This window comes from Dyadobacter sp. HNCC25DJ185 (assembly GCF_056895195.1).
The window spans coordinates 195,547-209,595 of record NZ_JBXHAR010000003.1 but is presented as its reverse complement, the minus strand read 5'-3'; the positions used below and the strand labels follow the sequence as shown (position 1 = coordinate 209,595).

The window sequence follows — 14,049 nt, the reverse complement described above, 5'->3', positions numbered from 1 at the left end:
TCTGAAACCGATATGAGAAAGTTAACAAGATATATGGCCGCACTATGCTTTGCAGGCAGCCTCATCATTTTACAGAGTTGTAAAGACCAATTTCTGGACAAGCCCGTACAAGGTGCATTGGGTGACGAAGTTTTGGCGACTGCAAAAGGAATTGACGGTTTGCTGACAGGGGCCTATGCTGCATTGGACGGGCAAGGGGATTTTACCGGCGGAAACGGATGGGAATCACCGCCGGATAACTGGATTTACGGTGCCATCACTGGCGGCGACGCGCATAAAGGCAGCGACGGAGGTGACCAGACGCCCATCAATGCCATCGCCACATTTGCTACCGGCGGCGACAACGGTTTTTTTAATACCAAATGGAAAGCGTTGTACGAAGGGGTCTCCCGGGCGAACGCCGTTTTGCGGGTATTGGCATTAGTAACAGATATGAGTGACGAAGCAAAGGCCAATGTAGAAGCACAGGCGCGCTTTCTGAGGGGACATTACTATTTTGAATTGAAAAAAATGTGGAATATGGTACCGTACATCGACGAAACCACCACGGATTTCAATCAGCCCAACGACAAGGACATCTGGCCGATGATCGAGGCGGATTTCAAGGCGGCTTACGACAAACTTCCCGAGACTCAGGATTTGGTGGGACGGGCCAATAAATGGGCTGCGGGCGCCTACCTTGGCAAAACTTATTTATATCAGAAGAAATTCGCTGAGGCAGTAACGGTCTTTACGACCGTAATCAATAGCGGCGTAACCACCAATGGGCTGAAATATGACCTGGTTTCGTTCAAAGACAATTTTGACGCGGCGACAAAAAACAATGCAGAGTCGGTTTTCGCGATCCAGATGGTGGCCAACGATGGCACTTTGGACATTACCAATGCCAACCAGGGCAGTATGCTGAATTTCCCCTACGGTACCGGTGCACCTTTCGCCTGCTGCGGTTTTTTCCAGCCTACACAGATGCTGGTCAACATGTACCGAACGGACGCAACCGGGCTGCCTTACATCACGGATTTTAACAGTCATGCCGTTAAAAATGATATGGGGTTAACGTCTTCCGCCGCATTTACGCCGGATGCAGGAACGCTGGACCCTCGCCTCGACTGGACAGTCGGTCGCCGGGCAATCCCCTATCACGACTGGGGCCTGTTTCCAGGTATGGATTGGGTGCGTGACCAGCCCTATGGCGGACCTTATGCTCCTAAAAAGAACATTCACCGTCAGAAAACACAGGATTTGTATGCCGATCTTAGTTCATGGGCACCCGGAAATGCGATCAATGTATTGGTGATCCGTTTTGCGGATGTGCTTTTGATGGCGGCAGAAGCGGAGGCAAATGCAGGAAGCCTCGCGAAAGCCGAAGAATATGTTAACCGGGTAAGGGCGCGCGCTGCAGATAAAACCGGCTGGCTGTACAAATACATCAACGATAAGAATCCATTAGCCGGCTTTTCCACAACGCCTGCTGCCAATTACGTAGTAGCCCCCTACCCGACCGGCACATTGGCAGCCAAAGGAAAAGAAGGCGTGCTACAAGCTGTTTATTTTGAGCGCGGGATCGAGCTCGCCATGGAAGGCCACCGTTTCTTCGACCTGGTAAGATGGGGAATTGCCGAAACCAGCCTGAACGCATATTTCAGCTACGAATCCAAGATTACCACCGACCTGGCCGGCGGTAAATATCTCAATGGGAAAAACAATTATTTCCCCATTCCGCAGTATCAGATTGATATGAGTGTTTCGGGCGGAGCGCCGCTTTTGAAACAAAATCCAGGATACAATTAAACTGACGGGCTTCGGCCCGGGTATAACCTAGAAATTAAGCCTCTGTGAGTCTTTGGATTTACGGAGGCTTATTTTGTGTAGGGTGCTGGAGGCCAGAGGGCTTGCCTCCGGCATTTATACTGCTTGTCTCTCTGTCGCTGCTGTGCCTGATTTTCTTTTGGCTGTGAAATTGTACTCCTTCTTTTCAAATTTTATAATCTGATTTTGCAGTGCGTTATTGGCCCGTTGGAGCAGTTCATTTTGGACCTTCATGATTTTTAACAGGTCATGCATTGCGTTTAGATTTTCCAACTGCGTGTATACGATCATTTCGAGGTCGGCTTTTGTATAGCTCATTGACATGATAGATTTAATTAAAAATAGTTACGATTTTCTATATAAATATATTTAATTCATTTTAAAGGTTAAATACTGTTTAGAAACTCAAGACAGATGACTTTATAGTCTTTAATTTGTTTTCGAAAATCTAAACGCATCCAATGACCAATCTTGGCAAATTCCTTTTTAAAAAATCAGTCAACAAATCAGAAGTATCCAGAAGGACAGGCTTAAGCAAAGCGAGGCTAAATGAACTTACCTTGAACGCTTCTGCCAAACTAAGAGCAGATGAGTTATACCTCATTGCATTAGCAATCCACATTGATCCCTGCGAAATGCTGGAAGAAGTCTGCGGACATCTAAAACTGGAAAGCCAATAAAATGCCAGAGGCATGACCAATCTCCCAGCCCCAGACTTCAGTCTGGGAGACGGAAATGTAGCACACATACCAGCTTTTACGCACACGAACCTTGATGCGAAAGCATCATCGGGATAACCAAAAGCATCCAATGACCAATCTTGGCAAATTCCTTTTTAAGAAATCAGTCAACAAATCAGAAGTATCCAGAAGGACGGGCTTAAGCAAAGCGAGGCTAAATGAACTTACCTTGAACGCTTCTGCCAAACTAAGAGCAGATGAGTTATACCTCATTGCATTAGCAATCCACATTGATCCCTGCGAAATGCTGAAAGAAGTCTGCGGACATCTAAAACTGGAAAGCCAATAAAATGCCAGAGGCATGACCGATCTCCCGGCCCCAAACTTCAGTCCGGGGATACCAAGGTAAGTCGCCGCAAGTTGTTGGTGACAATGCCAACAACGGCAGGTAACATGAAAACATCAGCAAGGTCGAAATGCCTTCAGGCATAAAGTCAATGACCCTGGCCTTCAGGCCGGGGACCGGAAGCTAACGCAAACGGCCCCGAAGCAAGCCTGGGCAGAAATGCACGCGAAACTAAATCCGTTTCAATTCAGGATCATAAAACCCTTTCCAAACCGCCACAGCCTCTTTCAAAGTCTCAGGTGGTGACTGCAAATAGGCTCTTATCTTTTCAAGATTTTCCGAAGTAACGCCTTTTGCTGAATATTTCACGAGATCAACCAGCAGCCGATCGATCTTGGCAGTACTTACCCGCCAGTTTTGATCGTATTTGGTAAACCATTCTTCATTCAGAAAAACAACACCCGAATATCTGTAAACGTCCGAGAAACCAAAAGCGTCGATCACTACGGGTTCTGTAGGCCATTCTGCATCTAGTTCCTTATCGCTGAAACGCTCTCTGCCGTCGCCGAGGAGAGCTATGAATCTGTATGTTTTCACCATTTTATAATTAGGGAAGTTATTTTGAAAAGCAATTTAAAGATCGTGCCTTAATTACAGGTCCCGTTTCCGAAAAAATTCCCGTCATGATGTTTGCCTGTTTGCCGATATGTCCAATTTTTATCAAAAACCGGACATCTTCCGATTTCTGTCCAATTTTTGAACATACCTTTGTTTAATCCCTGCTGACACTGATCATGATACGCATCTCAACACTCCCGCTCGTCGAAAACCTCTCTCAATTTTACGCCTCAAAACTGATACTTCTGCTGGACGTGTTACTTGTCGGCGATGCGCCGAGAAACATGCGGGAACACATCAAAAACAACTATGGCGGGTTCATTGTTGATAAAAAGACCTACATACCAATCACGCTGACAGGTAATCCGGAGAGTCTCCTGGCCAATATCGGAAAACCCATTCACTTTAAATTCGACCATGGTTTTGAAAATCAGTATCAATTTGACGGCAATCTGAATGCCGCTTTCTGGTATAAGAAGCTTTACGACATGTCGGAATTTGCCGGGGCAACTTCCATTGCATTCGAGCGTGAGGAAAGCTTCATCATTGAACGGTATATCACCGGAAAGCAGGAATACGTTGAACCGGAAGTTGAGACTAAATTGCTTGAAATGCCTGCCATTATTCCTTCAACAATTGGGTTGAAAGCAATGAAAGGGTTGAAACCAGTCAGGAAATAGACATGTCCAAATCCAAGCTATCCAGCATTGTACAATGCAAATGCCCTCATTGCCGCAAAGGAAATCTTTTTGTGAAGCGAAACCCCTACAGCTTCAAAGCCAGCCTGGAAATGCCCGATCGTTGTCTCATTTGCGGCCAGGATTTTAAAATCGAACCCGGGTTTTACATTGGCGCGTTATGGACCAGCTTTCCGATCGTGATCATCATTATGGCACTGCTGTCGGTGCTTTTGCTGGTTTATTTCAAAATGGATATGAACTGGTTTTTTGTGGCTTTGACAGTTATCCTCTTTTTACTGCAGCCAATCATCATCAGATTGGGAAGATCCATCTGGATCCATGTTTTTGTGGATTATGAGGAGGATGCGGAGATTAGCTAATCATCAAGATTTCCTGATAGACTTTTTGCATTTTCAGGATTAAGTACGTCAATTTCTCCATTCTTGGAGAAATTCATAAACCTTTTCGTCTGCTATACTTACCGGCCCGAGCCTTCTCAATAAATTCTATTAGTACTTCTGGTTTTAGGAGCCTTGGAGAAAATCCAGGTTTAAGTCGTCCTATTTCAGCGCAAATTCAATGTGTTTAAGAGGGGTTCGTAAAAATTGGTTTCAGATAGTTAGAAGTAAATGTGCGATAAACCACCTTCACAAAACGGCCTTCGCAATCGCTTTCCCCCAATATTCTCCCAAAACAGCCACTCCTTCTTCGTTGGGATGCAGATAAAACACCCCTTGCTGACCGTTTTCAGGCTTGAATAATTTCAGATAATGCTTCTTGAAATACCTGAAAGCTTTGGTATCCCCCTTGAAAACCTGACCAGGATTGGAGTTCTTGTATTCCGAAACCATGGCATCAATTTCAGGAATGTAGGTCTGCAGTCTTTCCAATCCTTCCGCCAGGTATTTGGAGCGATTGTAGGTATTCTTGCTGTACCAGATCGGGTGATGCACCACCACCTTGCTTCCGGGGTATTTGGTAAGCAATTCAGAGATAATGGTTTGCATATTTTTCTTGTAATTCTCTTTGGAAACCGGCGAACCGTTCGGGCCTTCGATCGCACTGTCGTTGGTACCCAATTTCATGGAGAAGATCAATTGATGGTCTTTGTTTGCGAAAAGGCTGTCCGCTGCTTTAGTGGCAAGTACAAAGTATTTCCCGCTGCCCGGAAGCCAGTCTACCGTGGTAGATCCGCTCCTGCCGACATTGACAAACATGACATCCCCGACGCCTTTTTTTGCTTTGAGATAATTAACTGCATGCGTCGGCGGCGGAAAACCGTTATCGCCGCCCTTGCCTTGCGTAATGCTGTTGCCGATGAAGACAATGGAGAGTTTCTGGGCTTGGATTTGAAAAGTTAAAAAGAAAAATAGCAGTAGTCCGGAGCAGGTTTTCATAGTATATTTCAAACATCATGTCGCAGACATACAAGGACATTTATTTTAATTTCTACCCCAAAAATCTCCTGACCAACCAAATAATGAGGTTCAGCAACCCGCTCAGAAGCAGCATGGTCGTGAGCGGAAAATAGAATCTAAAGTTCTCCTTTTCAATGCGGATATCACCGGGCAGACGTCCCAACCAATGCAGCTTGTCACTGAGAAAATAAATGATTATCCCAACCAACATCACCGCCAGACCAATCAGGATGATGTATTTGCCAGTAGATTGACACATAACCGTAAAGCTTTACACACTACAAAACATGCCCCGTGGCAATCTGAATATGGGCAAAATGATGCCTCACGTGCCAGGCCGACATCGCTAATGCGTGACGCTGGCTTAGCCATATCTTGCGAACGGGATGAAAGTAAGAGATATCGAGCTGTTCAGGTGTCAGCGTTTTAGCAAGATAAACATACCTGTTCCCAACGCTTTCAAAAATGGTCAGCGAATCTTCAATAGGCATCCGTTTAGCGTCCGGTGTTTTCGCCCAGCCATCCATATTGATCAGCGTAACTTCCTTGTAGTCCGGCTCAGTAAGCGCCTTTTTCATACGAAAAAAATGGACTATATGGATGTCGGCCACATGATGGACCAATTGCCGGACATTCCAGCTTCCCTCGCGATAAGTCTTGTCCAGGTCACTTTCAGAAAGGTTTGTTACAAGATTGCGATAGTCTGCCGGGGCTTTTGCAATCGTGGCAATGAGATCGGAAAGCTCTTGCTCCGAATAATTTTCCTGAGCACTAAAAGTGCCGATCGGGTATCTGCTGTCTTCCATGAGACTACGCTTTTTTACTTTTAACTTCCACAAAAACAGCTCCGACAATTAACCCAAGCAGTAAAATGGAACTGACCAGATCGATTTTGCTTCCCGTGGCGACAGAAACAGGTTCGAAACGGAACTGGATCGTGTGCTTCCCGGCGGGAATACGCAGCGCGCGCAGGACGTAATTAGCTCGCAGAAGATCGGCAGGTTTGCCATCAATGGTAACCTTCCATTCGTTACGGACATTGTAATAGATCTCCGAGAAAACAGCCAGGCCCTCGTTTTTAGAACTACTCTCATAAACGAGCTCGTTGGGCTTGTATGTGATCAAACTGATCTTATCAGTCGAATCGGCCTGTAGTTTCAGACCGTTTAATTTAGCAGCAAAACGCTGATCCAAAACCGCTTCCTGCCGAAGGTTCACTGTAGTCAATGCGGTCATTTCCGCGTCGGCGTTGGGTACAACTTTATAGCTTTTCACAAACCATGCATGGCCATAAGCCTGTGGGTTGGGTTGTGCGACTTTGTTCCCTTGCTGATCCGCCGTAAGAAAGTACTTGGTATTCAACATATTGATCACTTCCAGATTCGGTTTTTCCGAGTAAATCTGACGCTCGAATAATTCCTGGTAACGCCGCATTTTGGCGCCATGATATCCCCCAAGCGACTTATGGAAATACGAAGCATCGGCACTGTTGAAAGGTCCCTGGGCCGACGCAACATCATAAACGCGGTAGTCGGGATCCTTATCCTGCAATATCTGCTCGTCGGCCGGAGATGGCGTGATATTCCCCTGGGCAACATAGTTGCTGACAAAATCTTCATTGTTCAGATACCTTTTGTCAATCCCAAAAAGGTCAAAAATGATCAGCGCCAGCAAGATTCCATACATGACCACTGACTTGATCTTATCTTTCATCCAAAGCCAGATCAGTCCGGCGATCAGTAATACAAAAATCAGGCTCCTCAGCGCATCGCTTTTCATCAGTCCGGCCCTGTCCTGTACGATTGCATTCATAATCTGCTGTGCAAACGCCTTGTCCTGTGTCTGCTGAGCAAAACGTTCTAGATTCTGACTGTCGCTCGCCGCCTGAAAACTGAAGAAAATCGTCGGCATGAGCGCCAGTATCAGCATTAAACCGCCTGTTATGCCCAGTGTAATAATAAAAGGTCTTTGAAGCTCATTCCAAGTGATCTTTTTCTGAATAATGTTGATCAATGCGAGCACACCGAGCAGCACCATCAGCAGCTGGGCCAGCGATACGACCATGGTCATCGCCCTAAACTTATTGAACATCGGAAAGTAATCGAAAAACAGGTAATTGACTGGTGCAAGGCTCTTGCCCAATGCCCAGATAATGTAGAGCAATACGACACCTACCGCCCAGTTTTTCAAAGGGTTTTTTACGATAAAGATCCCTAAAACAAAGAGGAAGAATACAATCGCGCCAATGTAATTAGGTCCTCCCATAATGGGCTGATCTCCCCAATAAAGCGGCATCTGCTTGATGATATTCTGAGCGGCAGCCGGGTCCACTCCTCTGCCGGTCAATGTCTTGTAAGTCTCCGAATTGGTCGAAAGAGGTCCGTAAGAAGTTCCCCCGTAAGCATTTGGAATAATGAGTGTCAGCAATTCCCCAACCCCATAACTATAAGTAAACGCATATTCCTTACCAAGGCCATCGCCTTCGGCAACCTGCTGCGACTTTTCCCGGGCAGTCAGTTCCGATTTTCCGCGGATTGTCTCCTTGGTATAGTCATAAGCGTTCCAAAGCCTGGTTGTATGTGTGCCTATGGCCACAACCGCAGCAAAAGTAAGCCCCACCAGAATGAGTGAAAGATCCTTCAACAACCCTTTTTTGATGTAAGGAATACTTTCGATAATAACCAGTATCACCACCCCGATTCCCAGGTAATAGGTAATCTGGACGTGGTTCGCATAAAGTTCAAGTGAAAGGAATAAACCTGCAACAGCAGATCCGGCAAGCCAATGTTTCCGAAAAGCCAGGATCACACCCGCAATGACGCCGGGAGCGTACATAATGGCAATCACCTGCGACACATGCCCGGCTTCGAGGTTGATTACATTAAAAGCTGAAAACGCAAATGCGACTGCCCCAATCGCGGAAAGCCATCCGCCTGCACCTATCACAATAAACAGAATGTAAGCGCTGACAAGCCCGATCAGAAAGTAATTGGCTGGGGCTGGCAATATCTTATTAATCCCCTGGCCCAGCTTGGTAGATATGCTGGTGGGATAGTCCGCCGCTACCAGGTAAGCTGGCATACCGGAGAACATACCATTTGTCCAGGCCGACCATTCTCCGGTTTGCTTATGGTAATCCAGCACTTCACGGGCAGCGCCCTTGGCCATATAATCATCTGTTGCAACCAATTTTTTACCCTGCAGAACAGGTGCAACATACATGAGGGATAAAATGATAAAGCCTACTACAGCGATCAGATGCGGCCAGATGCGTTGCCAGGAAAATAGATTTTTCATTGGGATATTTTTGAACTGCCAGGGTTGGTTTTAGGTCTCGAAAAATGGTATGAATTAAATAACTAAAAATATAACTTTTCAAACAACCGCCGTTGATTAGAAATAGCTTGAACGAATATTAAATTTCTATTAACCGGCGCAAATATATAAGTATTGATATATGTTTGAGGTTTAAAATCCGAATCTTCTTTCCGTATTTTTTTAACATAATTAAGAATTTGGACATATATTTTAAGTAAATACCGGATAAATTTGCGGAAATTGTGCCTTTATGGTTTGATTGCAAGAACACAAAGTTAGCTTAGAAGTAACCCGAAATTAGATGAAAAGAATTGGAGTATTTACCTCAGGAGGAGATGCCCCTGGTATGAACGCCTGTATCAGGGCGGTAGTTCGTGGGGCTGTCTACCACGGTATTGAAGTATTTGGAATAAGACGAGGATATAGCGGTATGATTGCGGGGGATGTCTATAAAATGGAATCCTACTCTGTCAGCAATATAGTGCAAAGAGGGGGTACGATCCTTAAATCGGCCAGAAGTAAGGAGTTCATGACCCCTGAAGGCAGAAAAAAAGCGTATGATAACCTGGTTGAACTGGGTATTGAAGGACTAGTGGCGATTGGGGGCAACGGTACTTTTACCGGCGCGATGATTTTTGGAAATGAATATGGCATTCCCACCGTTGGTGCGCCCGGGACCATTGACAATGACTTATACGGAACAGACTACACGATTGGGTTTGACACGGCAGTGAACACGGCACTTGACGCCATCGACAGGATTCGCGATACGGCCAGCTCTCACGACCGTATTTTTTTTATTGAAGTAATGGGCCGCGACTCGGGGTATATTGCCGTGCAATCAGGTATTGCCGGTGGCGCAGAGCTGGTTATGGTACCAGAAGTGCTCACGCCGATTTCAGAAGTCGTTGAAACACTGAAACAAGGGTGGAGCCGTTCCAAATCCTCTTCTATCATCATTGTAGCGGAAGGCGATGAAGAAGGCAGCGCGCAGGAAGTAGCGGATAAAATCAAAGTCCAGGTAGACGAGAACGCCGATATCCGGGTTACTACGCTGGGACATACACAACGTGGCGGCCCCCCTTCTGCCTATGACCGCATTCTGGCAAGCCGTTTGGGCCTCGGAGCATTGGAAGGATTAATTGGAGGTCAGAAAAACGTAATGGCTGGTATCATCAACAACGACCTGGTTTATACGCCTTTCGAAGATACGATCCGACTGCCCAAGCCAATCAACGATGATCTCTTGAGGATGGTCAAAATACTGAGTGTCTGATTTCATCCTGCTCAGCAGTAACCAACTGCTTTATAAACAATGAACCCGATCACCTCATGCCATAACGTGCTGAAATCAGCAATGGCGTCAGGATCGGGATGAAAAGCGTTCTTAAAAGTCAATTCATTATAACCTCCGTAAAAGTCGGCCGGGAAAATGTCTGTTTTGATTCCAGCTTTTTCAAAACAACCCGCCGACCTCCTCATGTGGAAAGCGGAAGTAATCAGCAGATATCTGCCCCCTGGAAATTTACTTTTGATTATTCTCGCCGAAAAAACGGCATTCTCGTGTGTATTTCGGGCCTTCTCCTCAAAGACAATATCTTTCGCTCTGACGCCCCATTGAACCAGCAATGAAGCCGCCTCCCTGGTTTCGCCTTTACGTTCTCTCATCATAAAATTCTGACTTATGCCGGTAATGAGAATTTTCTTTATTTTGCCCGCCTTGTAAAGCTGGAAGGTTTGCAATACCCTGTCACCATGGCTTCCCAGGAAAGGCTGGTTCGCTTCGGGCTTTTTAGAAGCGATTAACCCGCCGGAAAGCAGAATGCCCACGTCATAATCATTTTCCAGGGCGTCGATATCAACATGCGTTGGTTCCCACCAGTTGAATGCCTTCATGACCAGATAGGTGTTCGAGATTAACAGCAAAAGAATTAAGACCAAGCCGACGACTTGCTTACGCCTTGCTTCATTTTTTACAAGAAAAGCATACAACAACAGCACAAGAATGATGCTCAGTGGCATAACCAGAACGTCAATTGCTTTAGAGAGAAAATAAAACATTTAGATAAGAAGCTGACAGAAGTTGTCGTTTTGAGATTAATTTCGTGACTTTGACGCTTGAAGTAATTAAATAAACAATTCATAAGCAAACTCCCTTATCGGATGAGAAGTTGTATCCACACTGCTTTCCTGGCCCTGATTTTTGCCTGTTTATTTTTCACAAAACTATCTGCCCAGGGTTACCAGATCGAGGCGACCATTAAAGGCATCAGGGACTCTTCGCTCGTCATTGGGCATTATAGCCGCAGCCATAACCAATTTGTACCTAAGGATACTGCAAAGGCCGACATGAATGGAAGAATGATCTTTGAAGGGATGACCAACCTTGCCGGTGGCCTGTATGTCATTCTTTTCCCGGGTAATCAGCGCTGGATCGAACTCGTTTATTCAGGCAAGGAAACTAAGTTTTCTATCGAAACCGACACGGTTGATATCATTGGAAACGCGAAAATAACCGGCTCCAAAGAGAACGAGCTTTTCTATGATTACCAAAAGGAATTGAGAAACAGCTCTAAACAAATTGAGCTGCTCAATAAAGAAAGCAGCCCAGATTCTAAGGCTAAAATCAAAGCCATTCAGGACAGCTTTGCCGCATACCGTCTGAAATTATTGAAGGATCACGCGGATAGCTTCACAGTAAAACTTTTAAAAATGTCGGCGGATCCCGAAATTCCTGCGGCACCAAAGCTGGCCAATGGCAAAGCGGATTCGATATGGGTATTCAATTATTACAAGGCACATTACTGGGACAATTTTGATTTTACTGATAGCCGAATCGCCAATACACCCTTTCTGGAACCCAGAATGGAGCGTTACTTCAAAAATCTGGTTGTTCAGACACCCGATTCGCTCATCAAGGAAGCCGATTATATGGTCAAAAAAACCTCGCCCAGTAAAGACATCAGGAACTGGGTGATTTACTATATAACCAACCAATACGAAAACCCTAAAACAGTCGGAACAGAGGCCTTGTGGGTTTACATGGCCAATAAATATTATGTTTCGGGCGAAATGAATATTTCGGAGGAGAACCGCAAGCGAGTGGCAGAAAAGGTGAATACGATGAAAGATCTTCTGGTCAACAAAACATTCCCCGCGCTTACGCTGACCGATCCTGACGGTAAAAAAGTCAGCCTACAAGCCATTGAAGGTAATTATACAGTACTTTTCTTTTTTGCGCCTACCTGTGGCCACTGCAAAGAGGCGTCCCCGGCGCTCAAAGCATTTTACGATAAGAACAAAGCGAATGGTGTCAAGGTCATGACCATTTCAACCGAGCATAACATGGAAGAATGGAAGTCCTTTATCAAAACTTATCATCTCGAGGAACTTACCAATGGCTTCGACGTGCTTCAGCAGATCGATTTCAACAGAAAATTCGACGTGGTTACCACTCCCACTATTTACGTTCTGGATAAAAACAAAAAGATCATCGCCCGCAAAATGCCTGTCGAGCAATTGGACGACTTTTTGAAATACTATCAGAACAAAATCGCAAGAAAGCTCTGATCAAAGAAAAGTAACACAGATTGGTAACTTAATGCCGATGCTTTCGTGCTTGAAAGTGAATTTGCCGGTAGATGCATCTATATCGTATACCACCAGATTGTCGGCAGATTGATTCGCGATGATCATAAACTTGCCTGTGGGGTCAATATTGAAATCCCGGGGCGTTGCAATGGATTTGGTTTGCTGGTCCACCATTTCCAATTCACCGTTTTCCTTTATTTTAAATGCGCTTACTGAGTTGTGTCCCCTGTTGGAAACATACACAAACTTGCCATTGGGGTGCAAATGGATTGCGGCACTTGTGTTAGTCGGCCCCTTGTAGTCTGCAGGGATTGTTGGATAAGTTTTCAGCGCTTTAATGACCCCATTTTTATCAATTGTGCAGGAAGTGAGCGACGCTTCCAGCTCGTTTAACAAAAACAGCGATTTTCCGGACGGATGGATGATCAAATGTCTTGGTCCGGAGCCCGCTTTTGCTGAAAGAAATGGCTGGGACGGGTTTGGCGTTAGTTTACCATTTTTTGCATCCAGCATGTAATTCATCACTTTGTCGCTTCCGAGATCCGTTACAAATACGAATTTACCGTCCGGGGTCGCCGTCGCGAAGTGCGCATGTGCTTTTTCCTGCCGCTTCTCGTTTGGCCCTGTTCCGGTATATTGTTCTTTGTAAACAGCCGGGGCCAATTTTCCATCCGGTTGCACAGAATAGGCCGAAAAACTCCCTCCGCCATAGTTGGACACAAAAATCATCCTGCCCGACGGGTCCACCGATACATGGCAAGGCCCGGTGCCTTCCGATGGCTGGCTGTTGAGGTAAGTCAGCTTTTTATCGCTCCCGATCGCAAACGCTGATACCTTGTTGTCACTGGAAATGGCATAAAAGTGCCTTTTATCTGGTGAAACAGCAACATAACCAGGTCCGACGCAATTATTGAAAGTGTCCACCAATGTGATCTGTCCCGTCGAGAGATTTAATTCACATAAGCTAATTGAAGAACTGGCCCCTTTGTCCTGAGTCCCGACGTAAAATGGAATGGTCTTATCCTGAAAAGAAACAGCCACAAAACAAAGTATAGCCAACACCGGTATCCCTAATCGCTTTTTCATAGATCTGATTTAAAATGAATGCAGTCAGTTCATGAAAGTGGTATCGCGGCTCTTTTTAATGTTACTTTGCCCGATATAAAGTTCGTTAGACCGATTTTAATTAATGGAAACAATCACCTGGCAAGATTTTGAGTCTGTGGACCTACGTGCGGGGACTATTGTACGTGTTGAAGATTTTCCAAAAGCCAGGAAACCCGCTTTCAAGCTCTGGATTGATATGGGCCCTGAAATAGGTATTAAACAAAGCTCTGCCCAGATTACTAAAAGATACACGAAAGAGCAACTCCTTGGCAAACAGGTATTATGCGTAACCAATTTTCCTGTAAAGCAAATTGCTGACTTCCGCTCCGAAGTGCTGGCTACAGGATTTATCCTGCCCGATGGCGAAGTGATTCTTGCCGCGCCCGATTTTGAAGTTCCAAACGGCACCCGATTGGCTTGAATCCAATTACGAATCTTGTAATTCATGGCCATAATTCTGTAACACCGACCAGCTGTCGCCA

At 45.5% G+C, this 14,049-nt stretch carries 16 protein-coding genes; 8 read left to right on the top strand and 8 right to left on the bottom strand.

The genetic code is table 11. The features are described from left to right. Positions 1 to 12 precede the first annotated feature (12 nt). Positions 13 to 1,791 (top strand): RagB/SusD family nutrient uptake outer membrane protein, encoded by a 1,779-nt coding sequence (locus AC1XUF_RS09465; RefSeq protein WP_483341529.1) that lies wholly within the window; start codon positions 13 to 15, stop codon positions 1,789 to 1,791. A 114-nt stretch (positions 1,792 to 1,905) separates the two neighbouring features. On the opposite strand, the gene AC1XUF_RS09460 is transcribed toward AC1XUF_RS09465, so the two are convergent. Then, positions 1,906 to 2,127 (bottom strand): hypothetical protein, encoded by a 222-nt coding sequence (locus AC1XUF_RS09460; protein ID WP_483341528.1) that lies wholly within the window; start codon positions 2,125 to 2,127, stop codon positions 1,906 to 1,908. A 143-nt stretch (positions 2,128 to 2,270) separates the two neighbouring features. Between AC1XUF_RS09460 and AC1XUF_RS09455 the strand changes: the two genes are divergently transcribed. Together AC1XUF_RS09455 and AC1XUF_RS09450 are read left to right on the top strand one after the other, a co-directional pair. After that, the gene (locus tag AC1XUF_RS09455) at positions 2,271 to 2,489 is read left to right on the top strand and encodes a helix-turn-helix domain-containing protein (protein ID WP_483341527.1); all 219 of its coding nucleotides are present in this window, start codon (positions 2,271 to 2,273) and stop codon (positions 2,487 to 2,489) included. Positions 2,490 to 2,583: 94 nt separating this feature from the next. Continuing rightward, positions 2,584 to 2,838 carry a helix-turn-helix domain-containing protein gene (locus tag AC1XUF_RS09450; protein ID WP_483341526.1) on the top strand — a complete coding sequence of 85 codons (255 nt, stop codon included), beginning with the start codon at positions 2,584 to 2,586 and terminating at the stop codon, positions 2,836 to 2,838. Positions 2,839 to 3,066: 228 nt separating this feature from the next. Here AC1XUF_RS09450 and AC1XUF_RS09445 read toward each other — a convergent pair whose 3' ends face one another. Further along, entirely contained in the window at positions 3,067 to 3,435 is a 369-nt protein-coding gene (locus tag AC1XUF_RS09445) for a hypothetical protein (RefSeq protein WP_483341525.1), read from the bottom strand. Between the two features lie 194 nt (positions 3,436 to 3,629). Between AC1XUF_RS09445 and AC1XUF_RS09440 the strand changes: the two genes are divergently transcribed. Continuing rightward, a complete protein-coding gene (locus tag AC1XUF_RS09440; protein ID WP_483341524.1) occupies positions 3,630 to 4,133 on the top strand; it encodes a hypothetical protein in 504 nt (167 codons plus the stop codon). Between the two features lie 71 nt (positions 4,134 to 4,204). After that, positions 4,205 to 4,513: a DUF983 domain-containing protein gene (locus tag AC1XUF_RS09435; protein ID WP_483341523.1), complete on the top strand. Its 309-nt coding sequence runs from the start codon at positions 4,205 to 4,207 to the stop codon at positions 4,511 to 4,513. Between the two features lie 267 nt (positions 4,514 to 4,780). Here AC1XUF_RS09435 and AC1XUF_RS09430 read toward each other — a convergent pair whose 3' ends face one another. From AC1XUF_RS09430 to AC1XUF_RS09415, 4 genes are read right to left on the bottom strand one after another with little or no spacing between them, the layout of a single operon-like run. After that, positions 4,781 to 5,530 (bottom strand): GDSL-type esterase/lipase family protein, encoded by a 750-nt coding sequence (locus tag AC1XUF_RS09430; protein ID WP_483341522.1) that lies wholly within the window; start codon positions 5,528 to 5,530, stop codon positions 4,781 to 4,783. Positions 5,531 to 5,582: 52 nt separating this feature from the next. Then, the gene (locus AC1XUF_RS09425) at positions 5,583 to 5,810 is read right to left on the bottom strand and encodes a DUF2905 domain-containing protein (RefSeq protein ID WP_483341521.1); all 228 of its coding nucleotides are present in this window, start codon (positions 5,808 to 5,810) and stop codon (positions 5,583 to 5,585) included. A 19-nt stretch (positions 5,811 to 5,829) separates the two neighbouring features. Further along, positions 5,830 to 6,357, bottom strand: a complete 528-nt coding sequence (locus tag AC1XUF_RS09420) for a YfiT family bacillithiol transferase (protein WP_483341520.1) — start codon at positions 6,355 to 6,357, stop codon at positions 5,830 to 5,832. Between the two features lie 4 nt (positions 6,358 to 6,361). Continuing rightward, positions 6,362 to 8,848, bottom strand: coding sequence for a hypothetical protein (locus AC1XUF_RS09415; RefSeq protein ID WP_483341519.1), 2,487 nt, complete (start codon positions 8,846 to 8,848; stop codon positions 6,362 to 6,364). Between the two features lie 322 nt (positions 8,849 to 9,170). Here AC1XUF_RS09415 and pfkA point away from each other — a divergent pair, with 322 nt between their 5' ends. Beyond that, on the top strand, positions 9,171 to 10,145 hold the full coding sequence (pfkA, locus tag AC1XUF_RS09410; protein ID WP_483341518.1) for a 6-phosphofructokinase: 975 nt from the start codon (positions 9,171 to 9,173) through the stop codon (positions 10,143 to 10,145). A gap of 11 nt (positions 10,146 to 10,156) precedes the next feature. Here the strand turns inward: pfkA and AC1XUF_RS09405 are convergent, their stop codons facing one another. Next, positions 10,157 to 10,930 (bottom strand): YdcF family protein, encoded by a 774-nt coding sequence (locus tag AC1XUF_RS09405; RefSeq protein WP_483341517.1) that lies wholly within the window; start codon positions 10,928 to 10,930, stop codon positions 10,157 to 10,159. A gap of 102 nt (positions 10,931 to 11,032) precedes the next feature. Here AC1XUF_RS09405 and AC1XUF_RS09400 point away from each other — a divergent pair, with 102 nt between their 5' ends. Then, a complete protein-coding gene (locus tag AC1XUF_RS09400; protein WP_483341516.1) occupies positions 11,033 to 12,439 on the top strand; it encodes a redoxin domain-containing protein in 1,407 nt (468 codons plus the stop codon). On the opposite strand, the gene AC1XUF_RS09395 is transcribed toward AC1XUF_RS09400, so the two are convergent. Further along, positions 12,440 to 13,546 (bottom strand): lactonase family protein, encoded by a 1,107-nt coding sequence (locus AC1XUF_RS09395; RefSeq protein WP_483341515.1) that lies wholly within the window; start codon positions 13,544 to 13,546, stop codon positions 12,440 to 12,442. A gap of 103 nt (positions 13,547 to 13,649) precedes the next feature. Here AC1XUF_RS09395 and AC1XUF_RS09390 point away from each other — a divergent pair, with 103 nt between their 5' ends. Next, the gene (locus AC1XUF_RS09390) at positions 13,650 to 13,988 is read left to right on the top strand and encodes a tRNA-binding protein (protein WP_483341514.1); all 339 of its coding nucleotides are present in this window, start codon (positions 13,650 to 13,652) and stop codon (positions 13,986 to 13,988) included. The last annotated feature ends 61 nt before the right edge of the window (positions 13,989 to 14,049 follow it).

Bases quoted from the DNA above. Each gene is read 5' to 3' on its own strand.
- AC1XUF_RS09465 (WP_483341529.1), top strand. From the start codon at position 13: ATGAGAAAGTTAACAAGATATATGGCCGCACTATGCTTTGCAGGCAGC.
- AC1XUF_RS09400 (WP_483341516.1), top strand. From the start codon at position 11,033: ATGAGAAGTTGTATCCACACTGCTTTCCTGGCCCTGATTTTTGCCTGT.
- pfkA (WP_483341518.1), top strand. From the start codon at position 9,171: ATGAAAAGAATTGGAGTATTTACCTCAGGAGGAGATGCCCCTGGTATG.
- AC1XUF_RS09455 (WP_483341527.1), top strand. From the start codon at position 2,271: ATGACCAATCTTGGCAAATTCCTTTTTAAAAAATCAGTCAACAAATCA.
- AC1XUF_RS09425 (WP_483341521.1), bottom strand. From the start codon at position 5,810: ATGTGTCAATCTACTGGCAAATACATCATCCTGATTGGTCTGGCGGTG.
- AC1XUF_RS09450 (WP_483341526.1), top strand. From the start codon at position 2,584: ATGCGAAAGCATCATCGGGATAACCAAAAGCATCCAATGACCAATCTT.
- AC1XUF_RS09430 (WP_483341522.1), bottom strand. From the start codon at position 5,530: ATGAAAACCTGCTCCGGACTACTGCTATTTTTCTTTTTAACTTTTCAA.
- AC1XUF_RS09395 (WP_483341515.1), bottom strand. From the start codon at position 13,546: ATGAAAAAGCGATTAGGGATACCGGTGTTGGCTATACTTTGTTTTGTG.
- AC1XUF_RS09420 (WP_483341520.1), bottom strand. From the start codon at position 6,357: ATGGAAGACAGCAGATACCCGATCGGCACTTTTAGTGCTCAGGAAAAT.
- AC1XUF_RS09445 (WP_483341525.1), bottom strand. From the start codon at position 3,435: ATGGTGAAAACATACAGATTCATAGCTCTCCTCGGCGACGGCAGAGAG.
- AC1XUF_RS09405 (WP_483341517.1), bottom strand. From the start codon at position 10,930: ATGTTTTATTTTCTCTCTAAAGCAATTGACGTTCTGGTTATGCCACTG.
- AC1XUF_RS09460 (WP_483341528.1), bottom strand. From the start codon at position 2,127: ATGAGCTATACAAAAGCCGACCTCGAAATGATCGTATACACGCAGTTG.
- AC1XUF_RS09415 (WP_483341519.1), bottom strand. From the start codon at position 8,848: ATGAAAAATCTATTTTCCTGGCAACGCATCTGGCCGCATCTGATCGCT.
- AC1XUF_RS09440 (WP_483341524.1), top strand. From the start codon at position 3,630: ATGATACGCATCTCAACACTCCCGCTCGTCGAAAACCTCTCTCAATTT.
- AC1XUF_RS09390 (WP_483341514.1), top strand. From the start codon at position 13,650: ATGGAAACAATCACCTGGCAAGATTTTGAGTCTGTGGACCTACGTGCG.